This window comes from Wohlfahrtiimonas sp. G9077 (genome assembly GCF_002252155.1).
GTDB lineage: Bacteria > Pseudomonadota > Gammaproteobacteria > Cardiobacteriales > Wohlfahrtiimonadaceae > Wohlfahrtiimonas.
This window is the reverse complement of sequence record NZ_NEFD01000003.1, coordinates 25,749-48,314: the sequence shown is the minus strand read 5'-3', so window position 1 is coordinate 48,314 and position 22,566 is coordinate 25,749. Positions and strand designations below refer to the sequence as shown.

General features: G+C 44.6%; 22 protein-coding genes, 2 tRNA genes and 1 riboswitch. Of the genes, 8 read left to right on the top strand and 16 right to left on the bottom strand.

The genetic code is table 11. The features are described 5' to 3' along the window. Nucleotides 1-19 precede the first annotated feature (19 nt). The 4 genes from B9T20_RS05090 to B9T20_RS05075 all read right to left on the bottom strand — a co-directional run bounded on the left by B9T20_RS05090 (nucleotide 20) and on the right by B9T20_RS05075 (nucleotide 4,901). Entirely contained in the window at nucleotides 20-2,773 is a 2,754-nt protein-coding gene (locus B9T20_RS05090; RefSeq protein WP_094490098.1) for a valine--tRNA ligase, read from the bottom strand. Between the two features lie 109 nt (nucleotides 2,774-2,882). Then, the gene (locus tag B9T20_RS05085; protein WP_008316447.1) at nucleotides 2,883-3,305 is read right to left on the bottom strand and encodes a DUF2059 domain-containing protein; all 423 of its coding nucleotides are present in this window, start codon (nucleotides 3,303-3,305) and stop codon (nucleotides 2,883-2,885) included. 95 nt (nucleotides 3,306-3,400) lie between these two features. After that, nucleotides 3,401-3,883, bottom strand: a complete 483-nt coding sequence (gene queF, locus B9T20_RS05080) for a preQ(1) synthase (protein ID WP_008316446.1) — start codon at nucleotides 3,881-3,883, stop codon at nucleotides 3,401-3,403. Nucleotides 3,884-3,886: 3 nt separating this feature from the next. Then, nucleotides 3,887-3,931: riboswitch (PreQ1 riboswitch) on the bottom strand. A 22-nt stretch (nucleotides 3,932-3,953) separates the two neighbouring features. Further along, complete coding sequence (locus tag B9T20_RS05075) at nucleotides 3,954-4,901, bottom strand: AEC family transporter (RefSeq protein ID WP_094490097.1); 948 nt, start codon at nucleotides 4,899-4,901, stop codon at nucleotides 3,954-3,956. 223 nt (nucleotides 4,902-5,124) lie between these two features. Here B9T20_RS05075 and B9T20_RS05070 point away from each other — a divergent pair, with 223 nt between their 5' ends. Beyond that, the gene (locus B9T20_RS05070; RefSeq protein ID WP_094490096.1) at nucleotides 5,125-5,616 is read left to right on the top strand and encodes a DUF4410 domain-containing protein; all 492 of its coding nucleotides are present in this window, start codon (nucleotides 5,125-5,127) and stop codon (nucleotides 5,614-5,616) included. A 33-nt stretch (nucleotides 5,617-5,649) separates the two neighbouring features. Here B9T20_RS05070 and B9T20_RS05065 read toward each other — a convergent pair whose 3' ends face one another. Then, nucleotides 5,650-6,003: a DMT family protein gene (locus B9T20_RS05065; RefSeq protein ID WP_026165636.1), complete on the bottom strand. Its 354-nt coding sequence runs from the start codon at nucleotides 6,001-6,003 to the stop codon at nucleotides 5,650-5,652. A gap of 73 nt (nucleotides 6,004-6,076) precedes the next feature. Here B9T20_RS05065 and B9T20_RS05060 point away from each other — a divergent pair, with 73 nt between their 5' ends. The 4 genes from B9T20_RS05060 to B9T20_RS05045 all read left to right on the top strand — a co-directional run bounded on the left by B9T20_RS05060 (nucleotide 6,077) and on the right by B9T20_RS05045 (nucleotide 9,726). Further along, nucleotides 6,077-6,544 (top strand): peroxiredoxin, encoded by a 468-nt coding sequence (locus tag B9T20_RS05060; RefSeq protein WP_094490095.1) that lies wholly within the window; start codon nucleotides 6,077-6,079, stop codon nucleotides 6,542-6,544. Between the two features lie 295 nt (nucleotides 6,545-6,839). After that, nucleotides 6,840-7,286 carry a CopY/TcrY family copper transport repressor gene (locus tag B9T20_RS05055; protein WP_008316438.1) on the top strand — a complete coding sequence of 149 codons (447 nt, stop codon included), beginning with the start codon at nucleotides 6,840-6,842 and terminating at the stop codon, nucleotides 7,284-7,286. Between the two features lie 26 nt (nucleotides 7,287-7,312). Next, on the top strand, nucleotides 7,313-7,525 hold the full coding sequence (locus tag B9T20_RS05050; RefSeq protein WP_094490094.1) for a heavy-metal-associated domain-containing protein: 213 nt from the start codon (nucleotides 7,313-7,315) through the stop codon (nucleotides 7,523-7,525). 2 nt (nucleotides 7,526-7,527) lie between these two features. Next, a complete protein-coding gene (locus B9T20_RS05045; RefSeq protein WP_094490093.1) occupies nucleotides 7,528-9,726 on the top strand; it encodes a cation-translocating P-type ATPase in 2,199 nt (732 codons plus the stop codon). A gap of 50 nt (nucleotides 9,727-9,776) precedes the next feature. Here B9T20_RS05045 and B9T20_RS05040 read toward each other — a convergent pair whose 3' ends face one another. The 10 genes from B9T20_RS05040 to B9T20_RS04995 form a co-directional block, all read right to left on the bottom strand. Continuing rightward, the gene (locus B9T20_RS05040) at nucleotides 9,777-10,220 is read right to left on the bottom strand and encodes an META domain-containing protein (RefSeq protein ID WP_094490092.1); all 444 of its coding nucleotides are present in this window, start codon (nucleotides 10,218-10,220) and stop codon (nucleotides 9,777-9,779) included. 8 nt (nucleotides 10,221-10,228) lie between these two features. Continuing rightward, nucleotides 10,229-12,316, bottom strand: coding sequence for a bifunctional (p)ppGpp synthetase/guanosine-3',5'-bis(diphosphate) 3'-pyrophosphohydrolase (locus B9T20_RS05035; RefSeq protein ID WP_094490091.1), 2,088 nt, complete (start codon nucleotides 12,314-12,316; stop codon nucleotides 10,229-10,231). 18 nt (nucleotides 12,317-12,334) lie between these two features. Then, on the bottom strand, nucleotides 12,335-13,225 hold the full coding sequence (locus tag B9T20_RS05030) for a prephenate dehydrogenase/arogenate dehydrogenase family protein (protein WP_008316433.1): 891 nt from the start codon (nucleotides 13,223-13,225) through the stop codon (nucleotides 12,335-12,337). 3 nt (nucleotides 13,226-13,228) lie between these two features. Beyond that, a complete protein-coding gene (gene fabV / locus B9T20_RS05025) occupies nucleotides 13,229-14,428 on the bottom strand; it encodes an enoyl-ACP reductase FabV (RefSeq protein ID WP_094490090.1) in 1,200 nt (399 codons plus the stop codon). Between the two features lie 13 nt (nucleotides 14,429-14,441). Then, nucleotides 14,442-15,527: a transaldolase gene (gene tal / locus B9T20_RS05020; protein ID WP_094490089.1), complete on the bottom strand. Its 1,086-nt coding sequence runs from the start codon at nucleotides 15,525-15,527 to the stop codon at nucleotides 14,442-14,444. Between the two features lie 32 nt (nucleotides 15,528-15,559). Continuing rightward, on the bottom strand, nucleotides 15,560-16,690 hold the full coding sequence (locus B9T20_RS05015) for a lytic transglycosylase domain-containing protein (RefSeq protein ID WP_094490088.1): 1,131 nt from the start codon (nucleotides 16,688-16,690) through the stop codon (nucleotides 15,560-15,562). Between the two features lie 21 nt (nucleotides 16,691-16,711). After that, entirely contained in the window at nucleotides 16,712-18,127 is a 1,416-nt protein-coding gene (gene ftsY / locus B9T20_RS05010) for a signal recognition particle-docking protein FtsY (RefSeq protein ID WP_094490087.1), read from the bottom strand. A gap of 97 nt (nucleotides 18,128-18,224) precedes the next feature. Beyond that, nucleotides 18,225-19,334: a tRNA 2-selenouridine(34) synthase MnmH gene (gene mnmH / locus B9T20_RS05005; protein WP_094490086.1), complete on the bottom strand. Its 1,110-nt coding sequence runs from the start codon at nucleotides 19,332-19,334 to the stop codon at nucleotides 18,225-18,227. Further along, nucleotides 19,335-19,994, bottom strand: a complete 660-nt coding sequence (locus tag B9T20_RS05000; RefSeq protein WP_094490085.1) for a DUF4377 domain-containing protein — start codon at nucleotides 19,992-19,994, stop codon at nucleotides 19,335-19,337. It lies immediately after the preceding gene. 54 nt (nucleotides 19,995-20,048) lie between these two features. Beyond that, a complete protein-coding gene (locus B9T20_RS04995; RefSeq protein WP_094490084.1) occupies nucleotides 20,049-20,936 on the bottom strand; it encodes an NAD-dependent epimerase/dehydratase family protein in 888 nt (295 codons plus the stop codon). Between the two features lie 205 nt (nucleotides 20,937-21,141). Between B9T20_RS04995 and B9T20_RS04990 the strand changes: the two genes are divergently transcribed. The 3 genes from B9T20_RS04990 (at nucleotide 21,142) to B9T20_RS10185 (ending at nucleotide 21,580) form a co-directional block, all read left to right on the top strand. Then, nucleotides 21,142-21,218 (top strand) — tRNA-Asp (locus B9T20_RS04990). 24 nt (nucleotides 21,219-21,242) lie between these two features. Further along, nucleotides 21,243-21,319, top strand: a tRNA-Asp gene (locus B9T20_RS04985). Nucleotides 21,320-21,427: 108 nt separating this feature from the next. Continuing rightward, nucleotides 21,428-21,580, top strand: a complete 153-nt coding sequence (locus B9T20_RS10185; RefSeq protein ID WP_008316420.1) for a hypothetical protein — start codon at nucleotides 21,428-21,430, stop codon at nucleotides 21,578-21,580. A gap of 39 nt (nucleotides 21,581-21,619) precedes the next feature. Here B9T20_RS10185 and B9T20_RS04980 read toward each other — a convergent pair whose 3' ends face one another. Beyond that, complete coding sequence (locus B9T20_RS04980) at nucleotides 21,620-22,552, bottom strand: HAD-IIA family hydrolase (RefSeq protein ID WP_094490083.1); 933 nt, start codon at nucleotides 22,550-22,552, stop codon at nucleotides 21,620-21,622. Between the last annotated feature and the right edge of the window lie 14 nt (nucleotides 22,553-22,566).

Genomic DNA, 22,566 nt, shown 5'->3' with positions numbered 1-22,566 from the left:
TTGATTAAAAATCAATTCATTATAGTGCTTTGATTTTTGCCAATTGCTGATTCAGCTCGGCCAATGTATTTTCCATATCCGCCAATTTTTCACGCTCTTTGGCCACAACTGCCGCCGGTGCCTTCGCTGTGAAGCCTTCATTGGACAATTTACCCGTCAATTGTTTAATGCCAGGTTCAAGCTTGCCAATTTCACGGGCTAAACGTGCCAATTCTTGTTCTTTGTCAATTAAACCGGCCAAAGGAATCAATAAACGCATTTTACCCACAACTGCCACAGCTGATTCCGGCGCATTGCCTTCACAGGCTGTCAATGATTCTAAGCGACCAATTTTAAGGGCAAACAACTCATTTTGTGCCAAACGGCGCACATCTTCTTCTGTAGCATTTTCGTACAAGACTGGCAATGGTTTACCCGGTGCAATGTTCATTTCTGCACGAATGCGGCGCACTTCAAGCAACACATTTTGCAACCACTCAATGTCCGCCTCAAGCGCTTCATTGCGGGCATTAAAGCTTGGGAAGCTTGCCGTCATGATGCTGTCAGAATCTTTAAAGACTGGCGCGATGGTCACCAATTTTTGCCAAATCTCTTCCGTGATGTATGGCATGAATGGGTGCAACATTTTGAGGATGCCATCTAACACGGACAACAACGTATAACGGGTTGCAGCTTTTTGCTCATCACTGAAATCGCCGTTTAACACAGGTTTTGTGAGTTCTAAATACCAATCACAGAACTCATTCCAGATGAAGTCGTACAATGCTTGTGTCGCTAAGTCAAAACGGTACTGAGCCACATGGCGCTCAACTTCTTCATTCACATGAGTGATGCGCGATAAAATCCAATCATCAATGTGTGAACGTGCTTCTGGTTGATCCGCAATCGCTTGACCTTCAGTGTTCATGAACACAAAGCGCGCCGCATTCCAGATTTTATTACAGAAGTTGGAATAACCTTCAACGCGACCGACATCAAAAATCACATCGCGGCCATTGGTTGCAAGCGCTGTGAATGTAAAACGAAGGGCATCTGTCCCGTAAGCTTTGATGCCATCTGGGAAGTTTTTGCGTGTGGATTTTTCAATGCGCTCTGCCATTTGAGGCTGCATTAAACCGGTGGTGCGCTTTTTCACCAATGTTTCTAAATCAATGCCATCGATCAAATCAATTGGATCGAGCACATTGCCTTTAGATTTACTCATTTTTTGACCATCTTGGTCACGCACTAAACCGTGGATGTAAATCTCTTTAAATGGAATCTCTTCCATAAAGTGCATTCCCATCATGATCATGCGTGCAACCCAGAAGAAAATGATGTCAAAACCCGTCACCAATACAGATGTTGGGTAGAAGGTTTTGAGCTCTTCAGTATTTTCAGGCCAGCCCAATGTGGTAAATGGCCACAAAGCAGAGGAGAACCATGTGTCTAACACATCTTCATCTTGACGAAGACTGATGTCACCTAAATTGTATTTAGCGCGCACTTCCGCTTCATCGTGCCCAACATAGACATTACCTTCTTCATCATACCAAGCTGGAATCTGATGACCCCACCACAATTGACGAGAAATGCACCAATCTTGAATGTTGTTCATCCATTCATAATAAGTTTTGTCCCAGTTTTCTGGCACAAACTTAATTTTCCCGGATTTAACCACTTCAATGGCAGGTTTTGCCAATGTTTTCGCATCCACATACCATTGATCTGTTAAGTACGGTTCGATCACTTGACCGGTACGATCCCCACGTGGAATTTTCAATGTGTGTGGTTCAATTTTTTCCAGTAAACCCGCCGCTTCAAAATCAGCCACCACTTTTTTACGCGCCTCAAAGCGATCTAAACCACGATAAGCTTCTGGCGCTTCATCGTTGATTTTTGCATCCGGCGTTAAAATGTTGATGAGCGGCAAATCATGGCGTTTACCCATTTCATAGTCATTAAAGTCGTGCGCAGGCGTGATTTTCACGCAACCTGTCCCAAACTCTTGATCCACATAATCATCTGCAATGATGGGAATTTGACGATCACACAATGGTAAGTTGATCATTTTGCCCACTAAATGCGTGTAGCGTTCATCGTTTGGATTGACTGCAACGGCACTGTCACCGAGCATCGTTTCAGGGCGCGTTGTGGCCACAATCATCACCTCATCTGTGCCATCGATTGGATAACGCAAATGCCACAATGAACCTTGCTCTTCAACAGATTCCACCTCAATGTCAGACACCGCTGTTTTTAAGACAGGATCCCAGTTCACTAAGCGCTGACCACGATAAATCAAACCTTGATCATATAAATCCACGAAGGTTTTTTTCACCGCTTCTGATAAACCTTCATCCATGGTAAAGCGCTCGCGTGACCAATCTGCACTCGCGCCCATGCGACGCAATTGTTTGGTGATCATGCCACCGGATTGTTCTTTCCATTCCCAGATTTTTTCCACAAACTTGTTGCGGCCTAAATCATGACGTGTCAAACCTTGTTGGTTCAATTGACGCTCAACCACCATTTGTGTGGCGATCCCTGCGTGATCCGTACCCGGTTGCCATAAGGTATTATCGCCTTTCATGCGATGATAACGGATCAAAAAATCCATGATCGTATCTTGGAAAGCATGCCCCATGTGCAAAGTACCCGTGACATTCGGCGGTGGAATCACGATACAGTAAGCAGGTTTTGTCGTATCTCCTGACGCTTTAAATAATCCATTGGATTCCCAAAAATCGTACCACTTCGATTCAATTGCACTTGGCTGATATGTCTTTTCCATAATATCCCGATAAAATCGTTAATTAAAACCCTAAAAATCATTCATTCTAGCATTTTACACGCATAAAAAAACCCACTGACGTGGGCTTTTCTCAAATTATCCCAAAGGATTATTTTTCTAAAATGGTTTGGATCTTTTGTGCAACACCCATGCCCCATTGTTGGCCGATCATCATTGACTCTTGCATGATCACAGGTTGCTTTTCAATCATTTTCTTACCTGCTGGCGATTGATAGAACTCTAAGAAAGCTTTAACGTCCGCTTCTGTGAACTCTTTTTGATACACAGGTACCAATAAATCAATCAATTGATCCACATTGAACTCTTTTTTCACTTCAGCGATTTGTGCATCCGTTGCGCCCATTTGTTTCAATTGGCCAATCAATTGTTCTAAAACCATTGTGCCCATATCCGCAGCACCTGTATCTGTGATCAATTGTTTAACGCTTTGTACAGAGGCGTCTTGAGCGAAAACAACAGGAGAGAACATTAATGATGAACCTAAACATACTGATAATAATAGTTTTTTCACGGTTTTATCCTTATATAAATGCCACAGGGCAGTTTTTATTGTAGCAAACAACTGCGACAAAATGACAACAATCCCATGAAAAAATTCTCAATATTTTAACGGTTGTCCACTTTTTCTGGATAGAGATCATGATTCACAAGACGCGTTTGGGCAAACTCAGCCCAAGAGGTATTAGGCTTGCCATAATTGACATAAGGATCAATGGAGATGCCGCCGCGTGGCGTAAATTTACCCCAGATTTCCATATAACGTGGATCTAATAAATCCACCAAATCATTGAGCATTTTATTGACGCAATCTTCATGAAAACTGCCGGTATTGCGAAAGCTAAAGAGATACAATTTTAAAGATTTACTTTCCACCATTTTTGTATCCGGAATGTAACTGATGTAGATCGTAGCAAAATCAGGCTGCCCCGTCATTGGGCAAAGGGCTGTGAACTCTGGGCAATTGAACTTCACAAATGTATTGCGATCCGGATGCGAGTTTGGAAAAGCCTCAAGCACCTTTGGATTGTATTGATCAGCATACTCAGTTTTTTGATTGCCAAGTAACGTTAAACCTTCTGTATTAGACATAAAAACTCCTTAGTTTTTTTGTGTGGGAGGATTGCGAACCACGGGAAAAATCACTCGGTATCCTAAACAATCACGCCATTAAAAGCAAAATTATTGGTGTGGTAATTGCGGAGAAAATCGTTGTTAACACGATGCTAGAAGCCACGGCATCTTCAATCACTTCAAATTTAATCGCCATCAAATAAACATTCATGCCAACGGCGATTGAACCTAACAGCACAATGGCTTTGGTTTCAAAGGCAGGTAAACCAAGGGCTAATGCGCATAGCCAAATGATGAGCGGATGCAAAATCAGTTTAAAAATCGTGATGCCAACACCAATCTTAAGCTTTGCGCCCAAACGATATTCCGCAAGCCCCATGCCAATTGATAGCAAAGACAATGGCGCCACCATGTTTGAAAACATCGTGATGGTGCGCCCCATAAAGTCCGGCATGGGCACTCTAAAATAGCTCACCAATAAGCCAAGCATGATGCCAATCACCACGGGATTACGCAGCACACCTTTGGTGGTGGCAATGATACCACCTAAGGAAAATGAGCCATGTTCCACCCATTCAATGGAAAAAGAGACAAGGCTCCAAAGGAGCAAAGCATTAAAGGTGATGATGAGGGCAGACACGGCAATGGCATCGTCTCCCATAAACAGCATAATGATGGGAATGCCCACCATCACATTGTTAGAAAAGATGCCGCCAATCCCAAAAACCGATGCTTCTTTCGCATTGAGTTTGAGAAATTGTCGCGATGCAATAATGGCAATAAAATACAAGATGAATGAGCCACCAAAATACGCCAAAATCAGCTTAGGATCGACTTCTTGCTGCGTATGAAAGCGACTCATCACGCCAAAGAGCATAATTGGAATGGCAAGATTGAATAAAAAGCGCGTCAAACCGCGCGTGAACTCTTTTGGCCATTTGCGTACGCGTACTAAAAAATAGCCCGTTCCCATCAAAATGAAAAACGGTAGCAATGCATACACTTGCTGAAAAAAGGCAGTAATGAAGGCAGACATGAAAAACAACTCAGAAAAGATAGAGGGATTTACTCTAAACAAAGAATGGTAAAAAGCAAAATTTTAATCGCATCAAATTCATGACACCGCTGGCGATTAACACTTAATGACACAGCTTGACACTTCCCTTCACACAAAAAATGCAAAGCATTATATAATCGCGACCGGCAGTTGATGCCCATAAACAACAATGATTAAACGAAACAATAGAATAGAGATTATTATGACAAAACTCATCCTTGCTTTAAGCCTCACAGGCATTCTTTGTGCCTGTTCAACCATGAATACTAATCATGTTAAACATTCAACACAAACAGATGCAACACAAACCAGCTATATGGTTGAGCCGAGCGGTGGCACAGAATATGACTTATATTTTGAAGAAGCATTAAAAACAGCCTTAAAAAATGCGCACATCGATGAACAAAACGTCACCTATGACACCATCATTAAATATGATATCAATATGGATGAAGGCAGCCGCGCCCTTCGATATTTTGTGGGTTTTGGCGCAGGCAAAGCACGTGCTTTGATAGAAGTTAAAATCATTAATCGCAAAGATCATAAAGAACTTGCCACACTTCATTCAGAAGCGACATTATCCATGGGTGTTTTTGGTGGTGATACTAAAGGGGTTTTAGATAATGCTGCCATCGACATCGTACAAAAAATTAAACTTATGAATATTTTCAAACGTGCAGGTGCGAAAATTTAATCCTGTCATTTAAATGATGTGGCAACTGCCACATCACCCCATAATCTCTTGGCGGAACATAAAAAAGACCGCGCCCAATAAACATAAGCCCGCCCAAATGTAATCTAAGCGAAACGGTTCTTTGAGCACAAAGAGCGAAAACGGAATGAAGACCGATAAACTCAACACTTCTTGAATGATTTTAAGTTGCCCGGCGCTCGCCACTTCATAGCCAATGCGGTTTGCAGGCACTTGTAGAAGATACTCAAAAAGCGCAATCCCCCAACTGACAAACGCCGCAAATACCCATGCGCGCGAGTGCATAAATTTTAAATGCCCATACCAAGCAAACGTCATAAAAACATTACTCAATGTTAGTAAGCCAATGGTGATGGCTAACGGGTGAATTGTCATGGTGACCTCTTTCATTACGCTTTGGACGTGTTATGATTTTACATCCATCATCTTTAGGAGGTAATGTATGTCCATTGAAGAAAATATTCAAACCCTTTGGTCACAAAAATTTCCCACACAACATGGCGAGGTGTCACTGTCTGACATTGCAGCAACCCATGACAAAATCGTGCTCTATTTTTATCCCAAAGATAATACGCCAGGCTGCACCACTGAAGCGGGCGACTTTGAGGCCAATTTAGCAGCTTTTACGGCACTCAATGTTGCAGTTGTTGGCGTATCACGCGATTCTGTCGGCTCACATCAAAAATTTGTGGATAAATTAAACCTCACATTCACCCTTATTTCTGATAAAGAGAGCATCATTTGCAATGCGTTTGATGTGATCAAAGAGAAAAATCTCTATGGAAAAATCGGCTTTGGCGTAGAACGCAGCACTTTTGTGCTTGATCAAACAGGCAACATTCTCCATGAATGGCGCAAAGTCAAAGTGCCAGAACATGTACAAACGGTTTTAAAAACCTTACAAGGTTAAGCCGCAAAGCCTCGCAAATGCGAGGTTTTTTTATATCGCGCCCTGCACAATGATTAAGCAGCAAAAACTGAGTTAATGATTAAATCATTAAGTTAGCTTTCTTTTGAGCACAAAGGCTGAGGAATCCTGAGAATTATCGGCAAATCAACGCAATAGAATTTAATAATAATGCCGCATACATTATACTAGTGAGCAGAATCATGTGGGTGGTTCAAGGAATTATTTGTAAAAATAAATTACGCTTTTAGACAAATATCGACTACAATTGTAGTCGATAGTTTTTGTATGGTGGACAATGTCTCATATTAAAATTACCAAAACTGAATGGGAAGTGATGCGCGTGCTTTGGACTCAAGGTGAGTGTTTAAGCAATGAGGTGATCTCAGTCTTATCAGAAAAACATGACTGGAAACCGTCAACGGTTAAGACTTTGATCTCCCGTTTGGCAAAAAAAGGGTATGTCGGGAAACATGCCGATGGCAACCGTTACCGCTATTACCCCACCATCTCTGAAAAAGAGTCCCTTCAGAGAACCCGAGCAGAACTTGCGCATCACATTTGCTCAACCAAAATGGGCAAATACATTGCGGCGCTGATTGAGGAAAATCCTCTGTCTCACCAAGATGTGGAATTAATCGCTGCGGCGGTGCAACAAAAACGCAAATTTGCTTTATGCAAAGTGCCTTGTAACTGTGTCAAAGGACAATGCCAATGCTCTGATGCTTGTTGCCCGAATAAGTAGCCTTAAGAATTTTTTAAGGAGTTGATATGCAAAACATCACATTGTCAGTGCCAGAAATTAGCTGTGGCCACTGCACTTCATCCATTGAAAATGGTTTATCTAAACTGGCAGGCGTTGATAGCGTCAGCGCGGATGTGGCCACAAAAACCGCGCACATCTCCTTTGATGAAGCGACCCTTTCCATCGATGCGATCCTTGCGGCGCTTGATGATCTTGGTTTTGAAGCAAAGGTGATCTAATCATGACGGCAAATGAATCCATCCACCAAGTGACATTTGCCATCACCGGAATGACCTGCACCAACTGCTCAGGACGCATCGAAAAGATTCTCAATAAAAAAGCAGGCATCCACCATGCATATGTCAATTTTGCCAGTGAAAAAGCGATCGTTGCCTTTGATCCCACCCTCATTTCCCCCAAAGAGATTCGCGCATTTATAGAAAATGCTGGCTTTGGGGCCATTGTGGATCTAAAAGAGAATCATGCTGAAGTTGAGGCCATGCATCAAGCATCCCTAAATAAGCTCAAGCGTGAACTCATCATCAGTGCCCTATTGTCTGCCCCAATGGTGATCGGCATGATCGCGATGATGTTCAATCATCATGCGCCGTGGGTCAATTTTTTACACAATCCATGGGTACAACTGCTATTAACCACGCCCATTCAATTTTTCATTGGCGCCCGTTTTTATAAAGGTGCTTATGAATCTTTGGTCAATGGCTCAGCCACAATGGATGTTTTAGTGGCCACCGGCACCACAAGCGCCTATTTATTGAGCGTATATAACGGATTTTTTGGCAATGCCAATCATCTCTATTTTGAGGCCAGCGCCGTTGTCATCACCCTCATTTTAATGGGGAAATATCTAGAAAACATTGCCAAATCCAAAACCAATTCAGCTTTAAAAAAATTACTGGATTTGCAACCTAAAACAGCGCTATTGATCATCGATGGACAAACCAAAGAGGTGCCCATTGAGCTCATTAAAGTTGATGATCACATCCTCATTCAACCGGGGCGCAATATACCGGTCGATGGCATTGTCATCGATGGCAGTTCCGCCATCGATGAAAGCATGCTCACCGGTGAAAGTTTGCCGGTGGATAAAGTTGTTGGCAGCACACTTTACAGTGGCACCTTAAACCGCACCGGCACGTTGACGGCAAAAGTCACCAAACCAAGCGGAGACAGTACATTAGCACGCATCGTTGCTTTAGTAGAAGCCGCCCAAGGCAGCCGTGCACCCATTCAACAATTGGCAGATCGCATCTCTGCCATCTTTGTGCCCGCAGTGGTCACAATTGCACTAATTGCCCTATTGATCACTTGGCTGATCACACAAGACATCTCAACCGCTGTTATTCATGCGGTTTCTGTTTTGGTGATTGCTTGCCCATGTGCGCTAGGTTTAGCAACACCCACCGCGATTATGGTGGGCACAGGCGTCGGCGCACGTCATGGCATTTTGATCAAAAATGGTGAAGCCCTCGAAACGGCTGCTCACGTCAATGCCGTTGTGCTCGATAAAACAGGCACGCTCACAGAAGGCAAACCTGTGGTGACCAGTTTTAAAGATTTCACAAGCGATGGTTCTGCCTTACAAATTCTAGCGGCTTTAGAGGCGCTTTCTGAGCATCCTTTAGCCACCGCGATGGTCAATTATGCCAAAGCGCAAGGCATTGATCCTGTCAATGTGAGTGCATTTGAATCTTTAACAGGCTTTGGTTTGACTGGCATCATTGATGGCACGCGCTATTATGTGGGTGCAAAGCGCCTGATGACGCAGCAGCGCATCGATGTTTCCGAGCACATTGACGCCATTACCGCCTTAGAGCATCAAGGCAAAACAGTAATGATGCTGAGCTCAGAAACAACGCTCATAGCCATCATTGCAGTGGCCGATGCATTAAAAGCCACAACGCCCGATGCCATTGCCCGCTTACAATCCCGCGGCATCGCCGTCTATATGATGACTGGGGATAATGCCCGCACTGCGCGTTACATTGGTGCCAAAATTCAATTGGATGACACACACATTTTTGCCGAAGTTTTACCAGAAGACAAAGCAAATTATGTGAAAAAACTGCAGAATCAAGGGCTCACGGTTGCCATGATTGGCGATGGCATGAACGATGCACCGGCCCTTGCCCAAGCAGACATTGGCATTGCTATGGGCACAGGCACAGACATTGCGATGGAAAGCGCGGACATCACCATCATGAATGGTGACTTAACGAACATTGATCGCACACTGCAGCTCTCACAAGCAACTTTACACAAGATTCGTCAGAACCTCTTTTGGGCATTTTTATACAACACCATCGGCATTCCCTTTGCGGCCTTTGGTTTATTGACGCCCATCATTGCAGGTGCGGCCATGGCGATGAGCTCTGTGTGTGTGCTGACCAACTCATTGCTGCTCAATCGTAAAAAGCTATGATTCACCCATCAAAAAAGCGGTCCGTGGACCGCTTTTTTAATGCTGATACGTTATTTATGATCTTTCAATTCAAAGGTCAATTGTGTTTTGCCTTCGCTCAACACTAAACGCTGACCATCATTGTGCAATGTGGCTGTTGCACCTTTTTCAAGCAATTGCCCGATGGTTTGGTCTAACTGATTTAAGGTGGCATCTGCACAGAATTTACGCGTCATGCCAACGCCTTTGGCCGTCAAAACACCCGCTTTAATACTTCCTTGCCCAAAAAAGTTATTGCACATTGTGCCCGATAAGTGCATTTTTTCACCAAACTCAATGTTTGGCGCCATCTCATTGGCTGCGGTTTGATACGCTTTGCCATCGATGGCCACTAAGACATAATTGTGGTGCTCTAAATCTTGTGCGGTGGCAATTTTGCCATCATGATCTGTCATTGTGTGTGAACATCCTGCGGTTAAAAGAAGAACTGCTGCTGAAAGAAATAATTTTTTCATACGGACCTCTATTTTCTATGGGCTTCAATCACAAATGGCAATTGACTCAAGCGATCAATCAAACGACTCAATTGATTCAAATGGTTCAATTCCAACGTTACAAAAATCTGGGCAATGCCGTTGCCTTCATTTTTCATATTAATGTCAATGATGCGCAGCTGCTCATTGGTGATGAGGTTATTGACCTCTTTCAATAAATCTTGATGCGCATGGGCTTTGATCATTAAATCAGAAGTGACGCGTTGCTCTGCATCATAACCCCAATCCACGTCAATTTCACGTGCGGGTGACTGCTCAATCATATTCATGAAATTTGAACAGGTTTTACGATGGATCACAACGCCACGATTGATGGTTACAAAACCGCCAATCAATTCAGGCGGCGCAGGTTTACAACATGCGGCCATCTGCACCAATAGATTGCCCACGCCTTGAACACGCACACCTGTATCGCCAACTTTGGTTTGCGTTTGTGGACGAATGAGGGAATCTGGCGTAATGGCAGGTTCTTCCGCTGGTTGCGCATTTGGCAAACGCGTTAAAAACTGGTTAATGGTGACTTCACCGGCGCCTAATTGTGCATGCAATTCATTGATGGAATTACAGTTTAAACGCTTGGCAATTTTAAGGAGCGCATCGGGTGATAAATTTAGATTCAAGCGTGAAAATTCACGATCTAGCAGCTGCTTCCCTGCGGCAATGTTCTTCTCTTGTGCTTGCTGCTTAAACCATGAACGGATTTTGGCGCGCGTGCGGTTCGATTTGACATATGCCAAATGGGGCGAGAGCCAATCGCGACTGGGCGCTGCATTTTTACCCGTTAAAATCTCCACTTCATCGCCATTGTTGAGCACATACGTCAATGGCACAATGCGCCCATTCACCTTTGCCCCGCGGCAGCGATGCCCTAAGTTGGTGTGAATTTGATACGCAAAATCGAGCGGCGTTGCCCCGGCCACAAGCTCAATGGCTTCACGATTGGGCGTTAAAACATAGACATTTTCACCAAAGAGATCTTTATCTAGCAACTCTTTAGAAGATTCACTGTTCGCCTCTTGATCGAGCAATTGACGCACGCGATTGAGTTTCGCTTGCTGGCTGAGGGATGCATCCGACTCTTTATAATGCCAATGAGCCGCAACGCCAAGCTCTGCATGTTCATGCATTTTTCGGGTGCGAATTTGCACTTCAATGGCTTTATTTTGCGGCCCAAGCACGGCAGTGTGCAGGGATTGATAACCATTGGGTTTAGGGTTGGCGATGTAATCATCAAACTCTCTTGGCAATGGCGGCCATTTTTCATGCACCATTCCAAGCACGCGATAACAGTCAGATAAATTTTTCACAATGACGCGCACCGCTCGCACATCAAGCAGCTCTTCAAAGGATTTACCTTTGGTGGTCATTTTCTTCCAAATGCTGTAGATGTGTTTCACACGCCCCGACACTTCCCCTTCAATCCCTTCAGCGGCGATTAAATCCTCCACTTCTTTAATGATGGATTGAATGTAGACTTCTCGGTCAATGCGCTTTTCATTGAGATTTTTAGAGATGAGTTTATAATCCTGCGGCTTTAAATAGTGCAGCACTTCATCTTCTAATTCCCATTTAAAACGGCTGAGCCCTAATCGATTGGCCAATGGCGCAAACACATCACGCGTTTGCTCTGCCACCAGAATTTTAATCTCATCGGGCTCATGTTTGAGGTGGCGCATGCGCACCACTTGATTCGCTAGAATGATGACCAGAGTTTGCACATCTTCCACAATGGCGAGCAGCATTTTACGAAGGATCTCCTTCGTTTTCTCCTGCGCACCGGATAGATTGCTCGTCTCTTTTAAAAGATTCAATTGACGTAAAAAACTGTGGTAGGTTTCTGGCACTTGCTCAAGGGGAATTTCAAGCACAAAGAGCATCGCAATAATGCGAAGCTGAATCCCCGAGACTTGACCCAATAAATAGGCCGTTTCAAGGGCGCGCTTAAAACCTGGATCCTGCTGATGGGACAGCAACAGCTGATACTCCATCTGAGGCCAGCTCTCTTGGCATTCGGTAAACCAATCTCTTAATGTTGTTTCATCAACGACTCTAGACATCCGTTCCTTCTTTTGTAGTTAAGGTTCGTGATAAAAGTTATCCCTTGCGTGTTTCGCACGGCTGAAGATCTCTAAAATGGTTTCGCGGTCTTCTTTGTCTAACGCCTCTTCCACCAAAGCAATTTTCTTCAAATATGCGCGCAACACTTGCAACACGGCTTCGCGGTTCTCTAAACAAATGTCCGTCCACATTTCAGGATTTGAGGTGGAAATGCGCGTAAAGTCACGAAAGCCACCTGCCGCAAAGCGGAAAATCTCCGCGCGATCATCCAAATTTGCCAACGTATCCACAGTGCTGTACGCCAATAAATGGGGAATGTGTGACGTCGCCGCAAGCACTTGATCATGATGCACCACGCCCATCTCTTCGACAATCGAGCCCACCGATTCCCACATTTTTGTCAATGTGGTCACCGCGCTATGATTGTTGTTGATGTGGGGAATGATCAAAGTACGGCGCTTTTCAAAGAGCTCGGCAAATGAGTTCTCAACGCCATGCTTTTCCGTCCCTGCAATCGGATGCGCAGGCACAAAGCGTTTAGGCAAATAACCCACCGCTTCTGTAATCGTACGAATCACAGAGCCTTTCGTCGAGCCCACATCACTGACAATGGCATCCTCTTTTAAATGCGGCAACATCTCTTTGACCAAACGCCCCATCACCGTGATGGGGGTTGCCATGATGATGATGTCTGAATCTTTCACCGCTTCTGCTAAATCCGTGGTGACTTCATCAGCAACGCCCAATGCTTTTGCTTTTTCGAGCGCATCGACATTGACATCATAAGCCACCACTGTGCCCACAGCGTTGTTTTTCTTCAAGGCGCGCGCTAAAGATCCACCAATGAGACCAATGCCCACAATGGTGACGCGATCCACATAAAACGGCTTACTCAATTCAATTTTCATGGGTTACACCATTTCAATCACATCAAATTCAACGATCGGGGAAACTTCTGCTTCATAATCGACGCCCGCCAAACCAAAGCCAAATAAACGCTCAAAGTTCTCTTTGTAGCCTTTATAGTCGGTTAAGCTGTCGATGCTCTCTGTTTTCACTTCTTTGAGGATCAACTCACAAGCGCTTTGCACTTCTGGTTTCAATTCCCAATCATCTAAACGAAAACGGCCAGATTCATCCACTTCGCCGCCTTCGCCGTACATGCATGTGGCAAATAAGCGTTGAATTTGCTCAATACAATCTTCGTGTAAATCCAACTCTTTCATCACGCGAAACGCCGCAGAAATGTAAAGTGGCATCACAGGAATGGCAGAAGAGGCTTGTGTCACCACAGATTTTAAAACCGCAACGGCAGCATGACCTTGATATTTCTCTTCAAGCATTGCGTTGATTTCACGTGCTGCACGCTCAACATCTTCTTTCGCTTTCCCTAAGGTGCCATGCCAATACATTGGCCATGTGATCGCAGTCCCAATGTATGAATATGCCACAGTTTGCACATTTTCAGCCAAGACGCCAGCTTCATCCAGGGCTTTCATCCAAAGCTCCCAATCTTGGCCGCCCATTACTGTCACTGTATCACTGATTTCTTCAGCGGTTGCAGGCTCAACAGAGGCTTCAATCACTTCATTTTTATTGGTGTCTAAAGATGGCGCTGTGTATGTTTCACCGATGGTTTTTAAGGCAGAACGCACCACTTCGCCCGTTTCTGGCAATTTACGCACAGGTGATGCCAATGAATACACAACGCAATCGACTGTGCCTAAATCTTCTTTAATGAGCTCAATCACTTTTGCGCGCACTTCGTTTGAGAAGGCATCACCATTGATGCTTTTTGCGTATAAACCCGCTGCTTTGGCATATTTATCAAACGCCGCTGAGTTGTACCAGCCGGCGGTGCCTGTTTTCTTTTCTGTACCGGTTTTCTCAAAAAATACGCCAATTGTTGCCGCATCACTGCCAAAAGCCGCTTCAATGCGTGAGGCTAAACCATAACCTGTGGATGCACCAATCACCAATACGCGTTTTGGACCATCTTTGAGTGGACCTTTTGCGCGAATGTAGTCAATTTGTGCTTTCACATGTGCATCACAACCTGTCGGGTGTGCTGTTGTACAAATGAATCCGCGAATTTTAGGTTTAATAATCATAACTTTTCTCTTTCTAAACAGTTGATAACTTTTCGTTAATGGTCATCATCATAGCATTAAACGCTGCTGTAAATTGCTCGATGCCATTTTTTTCTAAGGTTTGTGTGACTGATTCTAGATCAATATTGTGTGCGCTCAATGCGCGTAAATTTGCCTCTGCTGCGGCTAAATCATCCTCTAAACGCACGTTTGGCGTGCCATGATCTTTATACGCAGCATACGTCGCGGGCGGCATTGTATTAATGGTGTGCGCGCCAATCAATGCATCCACATATAATGTGTCAGAATAAGTAGCATTTTTGGTGCCCGTTGATGCCCACAGCAAACGCTGAATGCGCCCACCTTTACGGGACAATGCATCAAAGCGTGCATTGCTAAAATGTTGACGCAATGCTTGATGTGCCATTTTAGCGTTACTGATGGCGATGGTGCCTTGTAATTCAGGGGCAACCTCTGCCAATTGTGGGTCAATCGCCGCATCAATGCGGGAGATGAAAAAGCTGGCCACAGAAGCAACATTGGCAATTGAGCGTCCTGCTGCAACGCGCGCCTCTAAACCGGACACGTAGCCTTCGATCACGCGCACATAGCGTTTGACGGAGAAAATCAACGTCATGTTGATGTTGATCCCCTCAGAGATCAAATGGCTCATCGCCTCAATCCCTGCAATCGTTGCAGGAATCTTAATCATGGCATTTTTTCGATTAATGCGGCGCCAAAGGGCTTTGGCTTCTGTGATGGTGCCAATCACATCAAAAGCCAAATTCGGTGACACTTCTAAGCTCACATATCCATCTAATCCTTCGGTTTTCTGATAAACAGGCAGCATGAGGTCACAGGCTTTTTGAATGTCGGCAATTGCTAAATCATAAAAGATCGTCTCAGCGGACTTTGAGGCTTTTTGCAAATCACGAATGCTTTGATCATAATGCCCAGAGCGAATCGCTTGATCATAGATCACAGGATTAGAGGTCACACCCCTTAAATCATCCTCTTTAATCAAAGTGGACAATAAACCGCCTGCGGCTAACATCTCGCAGGAAATATTGTCATACCATACACTTTGCCCTAACTGATTCAACTGCTCTAATGGATTCATGGCCACCTCAAAAAAGTCAATGCTGTGTTATCCTAGCGCTTATCGTAGACTCTGCCAATATCTTGGGGCATTCTTTTCGCAGTGCCTTTAGGTAACCAAACCGGAATATTCGAAGGAATCGCCGCTTGGTTGATTTGAATATTTTTTAGCCATGCAGGATTGAGCTCAATTAAATCGATCTCTGAAATCATCAATGCATTGGCCAAATCGCGCACTTTAATCGGTGCATTTAAAGTGATGGCATCCACTTTACGCGGCTTTTGGGGATGAAGCCCGGGGAAATAGCTGTCACTATTATCCGCAATGCGTTTAGCGGCTAAGAATTCAGCATAAAAGTTGCGTGAGGCAAAACCAAAACGATCGCCTTGATACTGCCAAACGATTTTGCCAATGTCATCGGTGCCCAATTGATTTTTCGCGCGCACCATGCCGCCCACGCCATGATTGTATCCCGTCAATGCCAATGGCCAAGCTTGCGTGCGTTGATTTGCAGCACCTAAATAACGCGCTGCACCTTCTGCCGCCATGAAAGGGTCTAAACGACCATCAATCACATTGCGCTGCATGGGCATATAATCACGCGCCGTGCTTGGCATGAATTGCCACATACCTGCTGCCCCAACGTGTGAATATGCCCGCCCTTGAAATGAAGATTCCACATGCGGCAAATACGCAATCTCTTCAGGCACATTGTGACGCTTCATGATGGCTTTGAATTCAGGTAAATAACGCCCGCTGATCTCTAAACCTTTACGGAAATTATTTTTTAAACCTGTTTGATAACGCAAGCGCTCTGGCGCACCATAAATGGCCGCTTCGCCGCCGGCTTTTTTAAGCAATTTCACCCAATGGCGCTGATTACGCGTGAGCTTTTCTTTATTTTGATAACGCGCCACCATGTCCACAAGTTCTTCACGCAGAATGTTTTCATTCGCGCGCAAAAAGTCGCGGCGATCTTGATTCGGCACTGGCACCACATCATAGATCACACTTAAATAGCGATTGTCATGATAAACCGCTTGATTTTCATTCCATTCACTATAAACGCGCTCCCAAAATTCCACCATCGGTTCCATCGATTTAGGTTCAGGGAAATGATTGGTCGAACAGCCGGCAAGCACCATGACGCCAAAAAGCGTCATGCGTGTGATCAATGTTTTCATAGAGTTCTCGTGCGTTAAAAATTATGCGTGATCTGAGGCTTGACCCACAATGGCAGACACAAAACTTTCTGCTTCAAAGGGACGCAAGTCATCAATGGCTTCACCGACGCCAATAAAGCGCACAGGCACATTGAGCTTATCGGCAATGGCAAAGATGATCCCGCCTTTGGCCGTGCCATCTAATTTGGTAAAAGTGATGCCGGAGAGTTTGACAATCTCATTAAATTGCGTGGCTTGATTTAAGGCATTTTGCCCCGTGGATGCGTCCACCACAAGCATCACTTCATGTGGTGCAGATTCATCAACGCGCCCCATCACACGATGAATTTTCGCCAACTCTTGCATTAAGCCTGCTTGCGTGTGTAAACGCCCTGCAGTATCTGCAATTAAAATGTCCACTTTACGGGCTTTGGCCGATTCCATCGCATCAAACATCACAGATGCAGGATCTGCCCCTTCTTTTTGTGCCACCACAGGAATGTTATTGCGCTCGCCCCACACTTTCAATTGTTCAACGGCCGCGGCACGGAAGGTATCGCCAGCGGCAAGCATCACGCTTTTACCTTCAGATTGGAATTTTTTTGCCAATTTACCAATGGTGGTGGTTTTACCCACACCATTGACGCCCACCATCAAAATCACATAAGGCGAATGTTCTGTATTGTCCACCACCAGCGGTTTTTCCACAGGCTTGAGGATTTCCACCATCTCTTTATTCAAGGCTGCAAGTAACTCATCAACATTTGATAAATTCTTACGGGACACTTCGGCCGTGATGTTGGCAATCAATTTTTGCGTCACTTCAACGCCGACATCCGCCATCAAAAGGCGCGTTTCTAACTCTTCTAAAATGTCATTATCGATGAATTTTTTACCAATGAAAAGATCCGCTAAACCTGCGGTGATGCCATCACGGGTTTTACCTAAGCGCTCTTTTAAACGTTTAAAGAAACCTGTTTTGGGCTTTTCTTGCAACACAGCTTCAGGCGCTTTAATCGTTTCTTCAACGGTATGCGCGATCTCTTCTACATGTGCCGCTTCGATCGTTTCAGCAATTTTCTCTTCAGTATCTGCAATGGTTTGCGCGGCTTCTGGCGCTGATGTTAAAACAGTTTCACCGGTTTCAACCGATTGCGCCACCACATTTTCTGCCACAGCTTCGAAGATCTCTTCGGCTTCGATCTCTGCAATGGTTTCGTGATGATGCGGTTGATTTGGTGCAATGTCTAACGTTTCTGATTCACTCAATGCCGCGGTATTGACGGAAATGGCAGATTCAACCGCCGCTAAAGATGCCTCAGAGGTTGCTTTTTCCTCGGCAACAACAGGTTCGACCGTCTCAACCGGTGCTTCAATCACCTCGTCAACTTTTTCAACTTGTTCTTCTTTTTTTGATCTAAAAAGACGGGAAAACCAAGAGCCTTTCTTTTCTGACATGCCAATAACCTTCAATCCAAATAGGGGAACATAAAATGGTGCTATATTATCAAAAAATATCGCTCACCACCTGACTTTCCAATTTTGCGCCCATTTTCTAGTTAAGCAATTCATTTTGTGTCAATAAATGGTGGCTGACAAAGTCACGAATCGCCCCATAATTGCCACGAAATAGAACGCGATCTTGCTTTTGTGATAATTGATATTCATACATCGGATCATAGTATGTGGTCAATAAGGGTTCAAGCCAATTCAAATGCGCGCTGATGTCGCCCGTATTGCATTGCACCTGTAAAGCATGCGTGAGGGCAGCATCTAAATCACGATATCGCTCAAGCCCTAGGCGCTTTTGCACGGCAAATAAACCATGATGTAAATAAGCCGCATACTGCTGCCAACCCTTTGCCTCACCATATTGCTGCTGATATTGTGCGGACATCTCTGAAAAATAGAGCTGACTGATGCGCGCTAAACGATGATCAAGCGGTTCATCAATGATCACAAGTGGCGCTTGCTTCATGGATTGATGGAAGCATTCTGGCAGATACAATTTACCAATATTGCGGCTTTCATCTTCAATCAGCCACAGTGGCTCTTTTTCTTTAAGCACACAACATGCTGCCAACTCATTTTCAAATAGAGCTTGAGGGGGTTGCGCCGTTAAGGTTTTCCCAAAGGCAGAGCCATGATGATTCGCCAGTCCTTCTAAATCAATCGATGCTGAAAATTCATGGAGTAAATCTGTTTTGCCAGTGCCTGTATTGCCGCTGATCATGAGCATTGCATGATTAGGGGCATTGTCTAAAACTGATAATAAATAGCGGCGCAGCCCTTTATAACCTAAATACACGCGGGGAATGTCCATGCCCATCTCTGAGAGCCAATGCTGCGTGATTTTAGAGCGCATGCCGCCACGGGCACAATAGATCACAGCATTAGGATGCGCATGATAAAAATCTTGCCACGCGGCCATTTTATAGGCTTTATTCGCACCACTGACCAATTGATGCCCAAGCGCAACGGCTGCGGCGCTGCCTTTTTCTTTATAACATGTACCCACTTGTGCCCGTTCATCATCATTCATGATGGGCAAATTGATGGCGGTGGGCAGATGTCCTGTGACATACTCAATCGGTGCACGCACATCCATCATCGGCACACGATTGAGGATCAGAGAATGATAATCCTCAATGTCTTGTGTTTTCATTTATTCAACAACTTCTTGTTCCACGGCCATATCGTACACCCAGCGTTCTTCTTTCGTACCTTTGTTGTACGCTTTTAAACGAAGGCGATACGCAATGCCAGGCTCTGCGGAAAATCCTTCAATCGTCCCTTCATAAGGCTGCCACGCAGATTCTTTATTCTCACGGATTTGCAAACACTTGGCATTTGGATCATTTGGGCAAGGCACTTTTTCATTCGAAACATAAATAAAAATGCGCTCATACGCTTCTGCTTTCACATCCTTAAAGCTGCCTTGATCGAGCGTTAAAGGCATGTATACGCTTCGAACTTCGCCTTCAATGGTGCCGACTAAAAAAAGTTGGTTGCCTTCACGCACCACTTTAGGCTGATTGTTTAAAAAGCTTTGAATGCGCAAGCTCATCAATTCTAAGGGCTCACTGCATGCCATTAAAGTTGATGCTAAATTGCGCTCTGCAATGAACGTATCGTATTGATTGATGTCCATGCCGCCCATGACCGTGTTGCAGCCGCCTGTGATGGCAAAGCTTTTGTTGTCCATATCCACAGTTGCGGTGACTGAATGATCAGTTGAAATGTTATCTAATGTGAGTCCGGCAAAGCTTGGCGCCATCAAAAGTGATGCCATCAATGCTGATACAGCTAAGGTTTTCGTTTTCATAATGATTTCCTTATCGATTCGATCATGACCATTAATAGTAGCAGATAACCAAAATTAGTTGGAGAGATTGGCCACATAATCACGTGCAGGCTGCCAATTGAGCATGGTTTGTGCATATTGACTATTCACTACATAACTTCCCCACAATTCATCAAAGCTACGCGCGCGCCCTGTCAATTTCATACTGGCTTTGGCCATAATTTTAGGCAGATAAAAGAGCTGCAACGGCACTTCAGCAGAAACCGCAATGCCTTTAAAGATCTCCGTGGTGCTTAACGCAAAGCCATCGGCAATGATAAAAGTGTCACTGCCCTTTTCTGGTTGCATTAATACCGCGTTCAGTGCAGATTCAAAATTACACAGCGCCAGCATTGTGCGCTGATTGTCCATTTTATCAAACGGCAACGAACGCCCTTCTTTCACCATGGCAATGTAATGCCCAAATTCATTGACTGCATCGATGTGATAAATCAATGGCAAACGCAAAATCACCAAATCAATGCGATCTTTTGCCGCTTGTTGCAATGCCATTTCAGCGGCAAGTTTTGAGCGCGCATAAGCTGTTGCTGGCGCAAATGGACTGTTCTCTATAATGTCCATGCCTGATTCACCATGCACCTTTGTGGTGCTGATGAAAATAAAGCGCCGCACACCTGCTGCCATGGCAGATTCTAATAATTTCACGCTGTGCTCCACATTTGCAGTGTGATAATCAGCATCTGTTGCATTCGCCGTTTCATTTAAACCTGCCAAATGAATCACCGTATCCACATTCTGGGCAATTTCCGCGGTGACATTGGCAAGATCACGCACCAAATGATTCGGATAACTCTCTTGTTGTCGGCTCGTGGTGATCAAATAAGCATCGGTTCTTTGTAAAAAGCGTGCAATGCGACGCCCTAAAAAACCAGAAGCCCCCGTCAATAAAATGGTTTCATTCATCCATTTCACCTTTTTCATACAAAAAATATAGTTTACGCCTTTTTTATAGAAAATATTGTTTTTAAACTATTTTTTATCCTAATTCAGAGATTTATTGGCAATACTGAAACATTAAATTGACTGATTATTGATCTAATCATAAAAAAGATGTGACAAAGCGTTTTTCTTGTGTATAATGCAACTCCTCTGAAGTTGAAGAGATTCCGGAGCGGTAGTTCAGCTGGTTAGAATACCTGCCTGTCACGCAGGGGGTCGCGGGTTCGAGTCCCGTCCGCTCCGCCATTATCTTCACACTTCCGATCTCACGGAGCGGTAGTTCAGCTGGTTAGAATACCTGCCTGTCACGCAGGGGGTCGCGGGTTCGAGTCCCGTCCGCTCCGCCATTTTTTGGCTCACTCAGTCAATATCTAAATTTCCAAATCCCATTGTATTTACCATCTGAAGATTGCTACACTCTCACTGTGTTTAATCGATCTATTTGGAATCCATCAATGTATAAAAAATTCATGATTCTCATCGCTGCCCTTGCTTGCTTGACCGCGTGCACTTCTCCTTATAGCGAAGCTGAGCGTTTAGAGCAATGCGTATTGCATGGCAATACCAATAACAACTGTGAAATCTCAACGTTAGACGATGATGAATAAAACAAAAGCTGGTGAAAACCAGCTTTTTTTGTGGGTCATTTATCTGTGATGCGCGCGACTCACCACAAAGTCTGGTGTAATACCGGAAGCTTCAATATATGGATAAGGATCCTGCCCCCTTAAAAAGCCATAATCGGCCATCAATGCCGTTTTCATGCCGCAAGTGTTGCCGCCTAAAATATCCGTATGCAATGTATCGCCCACCATCAAAACACGATCAAGAGGAACATCACCCACAATTGAGCAAATGCGCTCATAGCTCAATGAATAACACAATTGAAAGGGCTTGCCAAAAAATTGCACATCCACACCATCAATTGCTTTAAAGTCTAAAGCATATTGTCCGGGTTCCACTGTAAAGCCTGTGGCTAAAGGCGCGCACACATCGGGATTACCAATCAAAATGGGGCGCGGATGTTTCTTTAAATGCTCAACAAGCCACGCTTGTTTCTCAGGGCTCCATTCCATCGTACCTAAAAAGAGAATGCCATCGACTTTATCAATGTTCTCTTCTGTTAAATACACCGTTCTTGCGTCAATGGTCGAAGCATCATAATGAGGCGAACCCACCACGCCCCACAATTGATCAAGGGCTGTTAATGGGTGCGCAGCAATCGCATGCTCTGCCGCCATGCGTGATGAAATCACTTGCGCCAATGGAATCGGATAACCCCATTTAGGATAACGCGCCGCATTAATGGCCACAGGAAATGTTGCGCCATTCGTTAACACAAACGCCTGTTTGCCGCTTGCCATTAAGGCATTGATCACCTCTGGCATGCCATCGATGGGATTAGGCCCCACATTCAATACGCCAAAGCCATCAAGCAGCATGACATCAAATTCATCTGCAATCTCTAAAAGTGAGGCAATCGGACGCGCAGCTTTCACAGGCTGAGGCATTTCGGGAAAGAGGACATCCGGGCGATAATGATTTAAATAAATCGCCCAGTTACGATCAAAGTCTGACATGGCACATCCTTTTT

Excerpts from the sequence above, each read along its gene's own strand:
- B9T20_RS05090 (WP_094490098.1), bottom strand. The coding sequence starts at position 2,773 with ATGGAAAAGACATATCAGCCAAGTGCAATTGAATCGAAGTGGTACGAT.
- queF (WP_008316446.1), bottom strand. The coding sequence starts at position 3,883 with ATGTCTAATACAGAAGGTTTAACGTTACTTGGCAATCAAAAAACTGAG.
- B9T20_RS05075 (WP_094490097.1), bottom strand. The coding sequence starts at position 4,901 with ATGTCTGCCTTCATTACTGCCTTTTTTCAGCAAGTGTATGCATTGCTA.
- B9T20_RS05070 (WP_094490096.1), top strand. The coding sequence starts at position 5,125 with ATGACAAAACTCATCCTTGCTTTAAGCCTCACAGGCATTCTTTGTGCC.
- B9T20_RS05060 (WP_094490095.1), top strand. The coding sequence starts at position 6,077 with ATGTCCATTGAAGAAAATATTCAAACCCTTTGGTCACAAAAATTTCCC.
- B9T20_RS05055 (WP_008316438.1), top strand. The coding sequence starts at position 6,840 with ATGTCTCATATTAAAATTACCAAAACTGAATGGGAAGTGATGCGCGTG.
- B9T20_RS05050 (WP_094490094.1), top strand. The coding sequence starts at position 7,313 with ATGCAAAACATCACATTGTCAGTGCCAGAAATTAGCTGTGGCCACTGC.
- B9T20_RS05045 (WP_094490093.1), top strand. The coding sequence starts at position 7,528 with ATGACGGCAAATGAATCCATCCACCAAGTGACATTTGCCATCACCGGA.
- B9T20_RS05040 (WP_094490092.1), bottom strand. The coding sequence starts at position 10,220 with ATGAAAAAATTATTTCTTTCAGCAGCAGTTCTTCTTTTAACCGCAGGA.
- B9T20_RS05035 (WP_094490091.1), bottom strand. The coding sequence starts at position 12,316 with ATGTCTAGAGTCGTTGATGAAACAACATTAAGAGATTGGTTTACCGAA.
- B9T20_RS05030 (WP_008316433.1), bottom strand. The coding sequence starts at position 13,225 with ATGAAAATTGAATTGAGTAAGCCGTTTTATGTGGATCGCGTCACCATT.
- fabV (WP_094490090.1), bottom strand. The coding sequence starts at position 14,428 with ATGATTATTAAACCTAAAATTCGCGGATTCATTTGTACAACAGCACAC.
- tal (WP_094490089.1), bottom strand. The coding sequence starts at position 15,527 with ATGAATCCATTAGAGCAGTTGAATCAGTTAGGGCAAAGTGTATGGTAT.
- B9T20_RS05015 (WP_094490088.1), bottom strand. The coding sequence starts at position 16,690 with ATGAAAACATTGATCACACGCATGACGCTTTTTGGCGTCATGGTGCTT.
- ftsY (WP_094490087.1), bottom strand. The coding sequence starts at position 18,127 with ATGTCAGAAAAGAAAGGCTCTTGGTTTTCCCGTCTTTTTAGATCAAAA.
- mnmH (WP_094490086.1), bottom strand. The coding sequence starts at position 19,334 with ATGAAAACACAAGACATTGAGGATTATCATTCTCTGATCCTCAATCGT.
- B9T20_RS05000 (WP_094490085.1), bottom strand. The coding sequence starts at position 19,994 with ATGAAAACGAAAACCTTAGCTGTATCAGCATTGATGGCATCACTTTTG.
- B9T20_RS04995 (WP_094490084.1), bottom strand. The coding sequence starts at position 20,936 with ATGAATGAAACCATTTTATTGACGGGGGCTTCTGGTTTTTTAGGGCGT.
- B9T20_RS10185 (WP_008316420.1), top strand. The coding sequence starts at position 21,428 with ATGTATAAAAAATTCATGATTCTCATCGCTGCCCTTGCTTGCTTGACC.
- B9T20_RS04980 (WP_094490083.1), bottom strand. The coding sequence starts at position 22,552 with ATGTCAGACTTTGATCGTAACTGGGCGATTTATTTAAATCATTATCGC.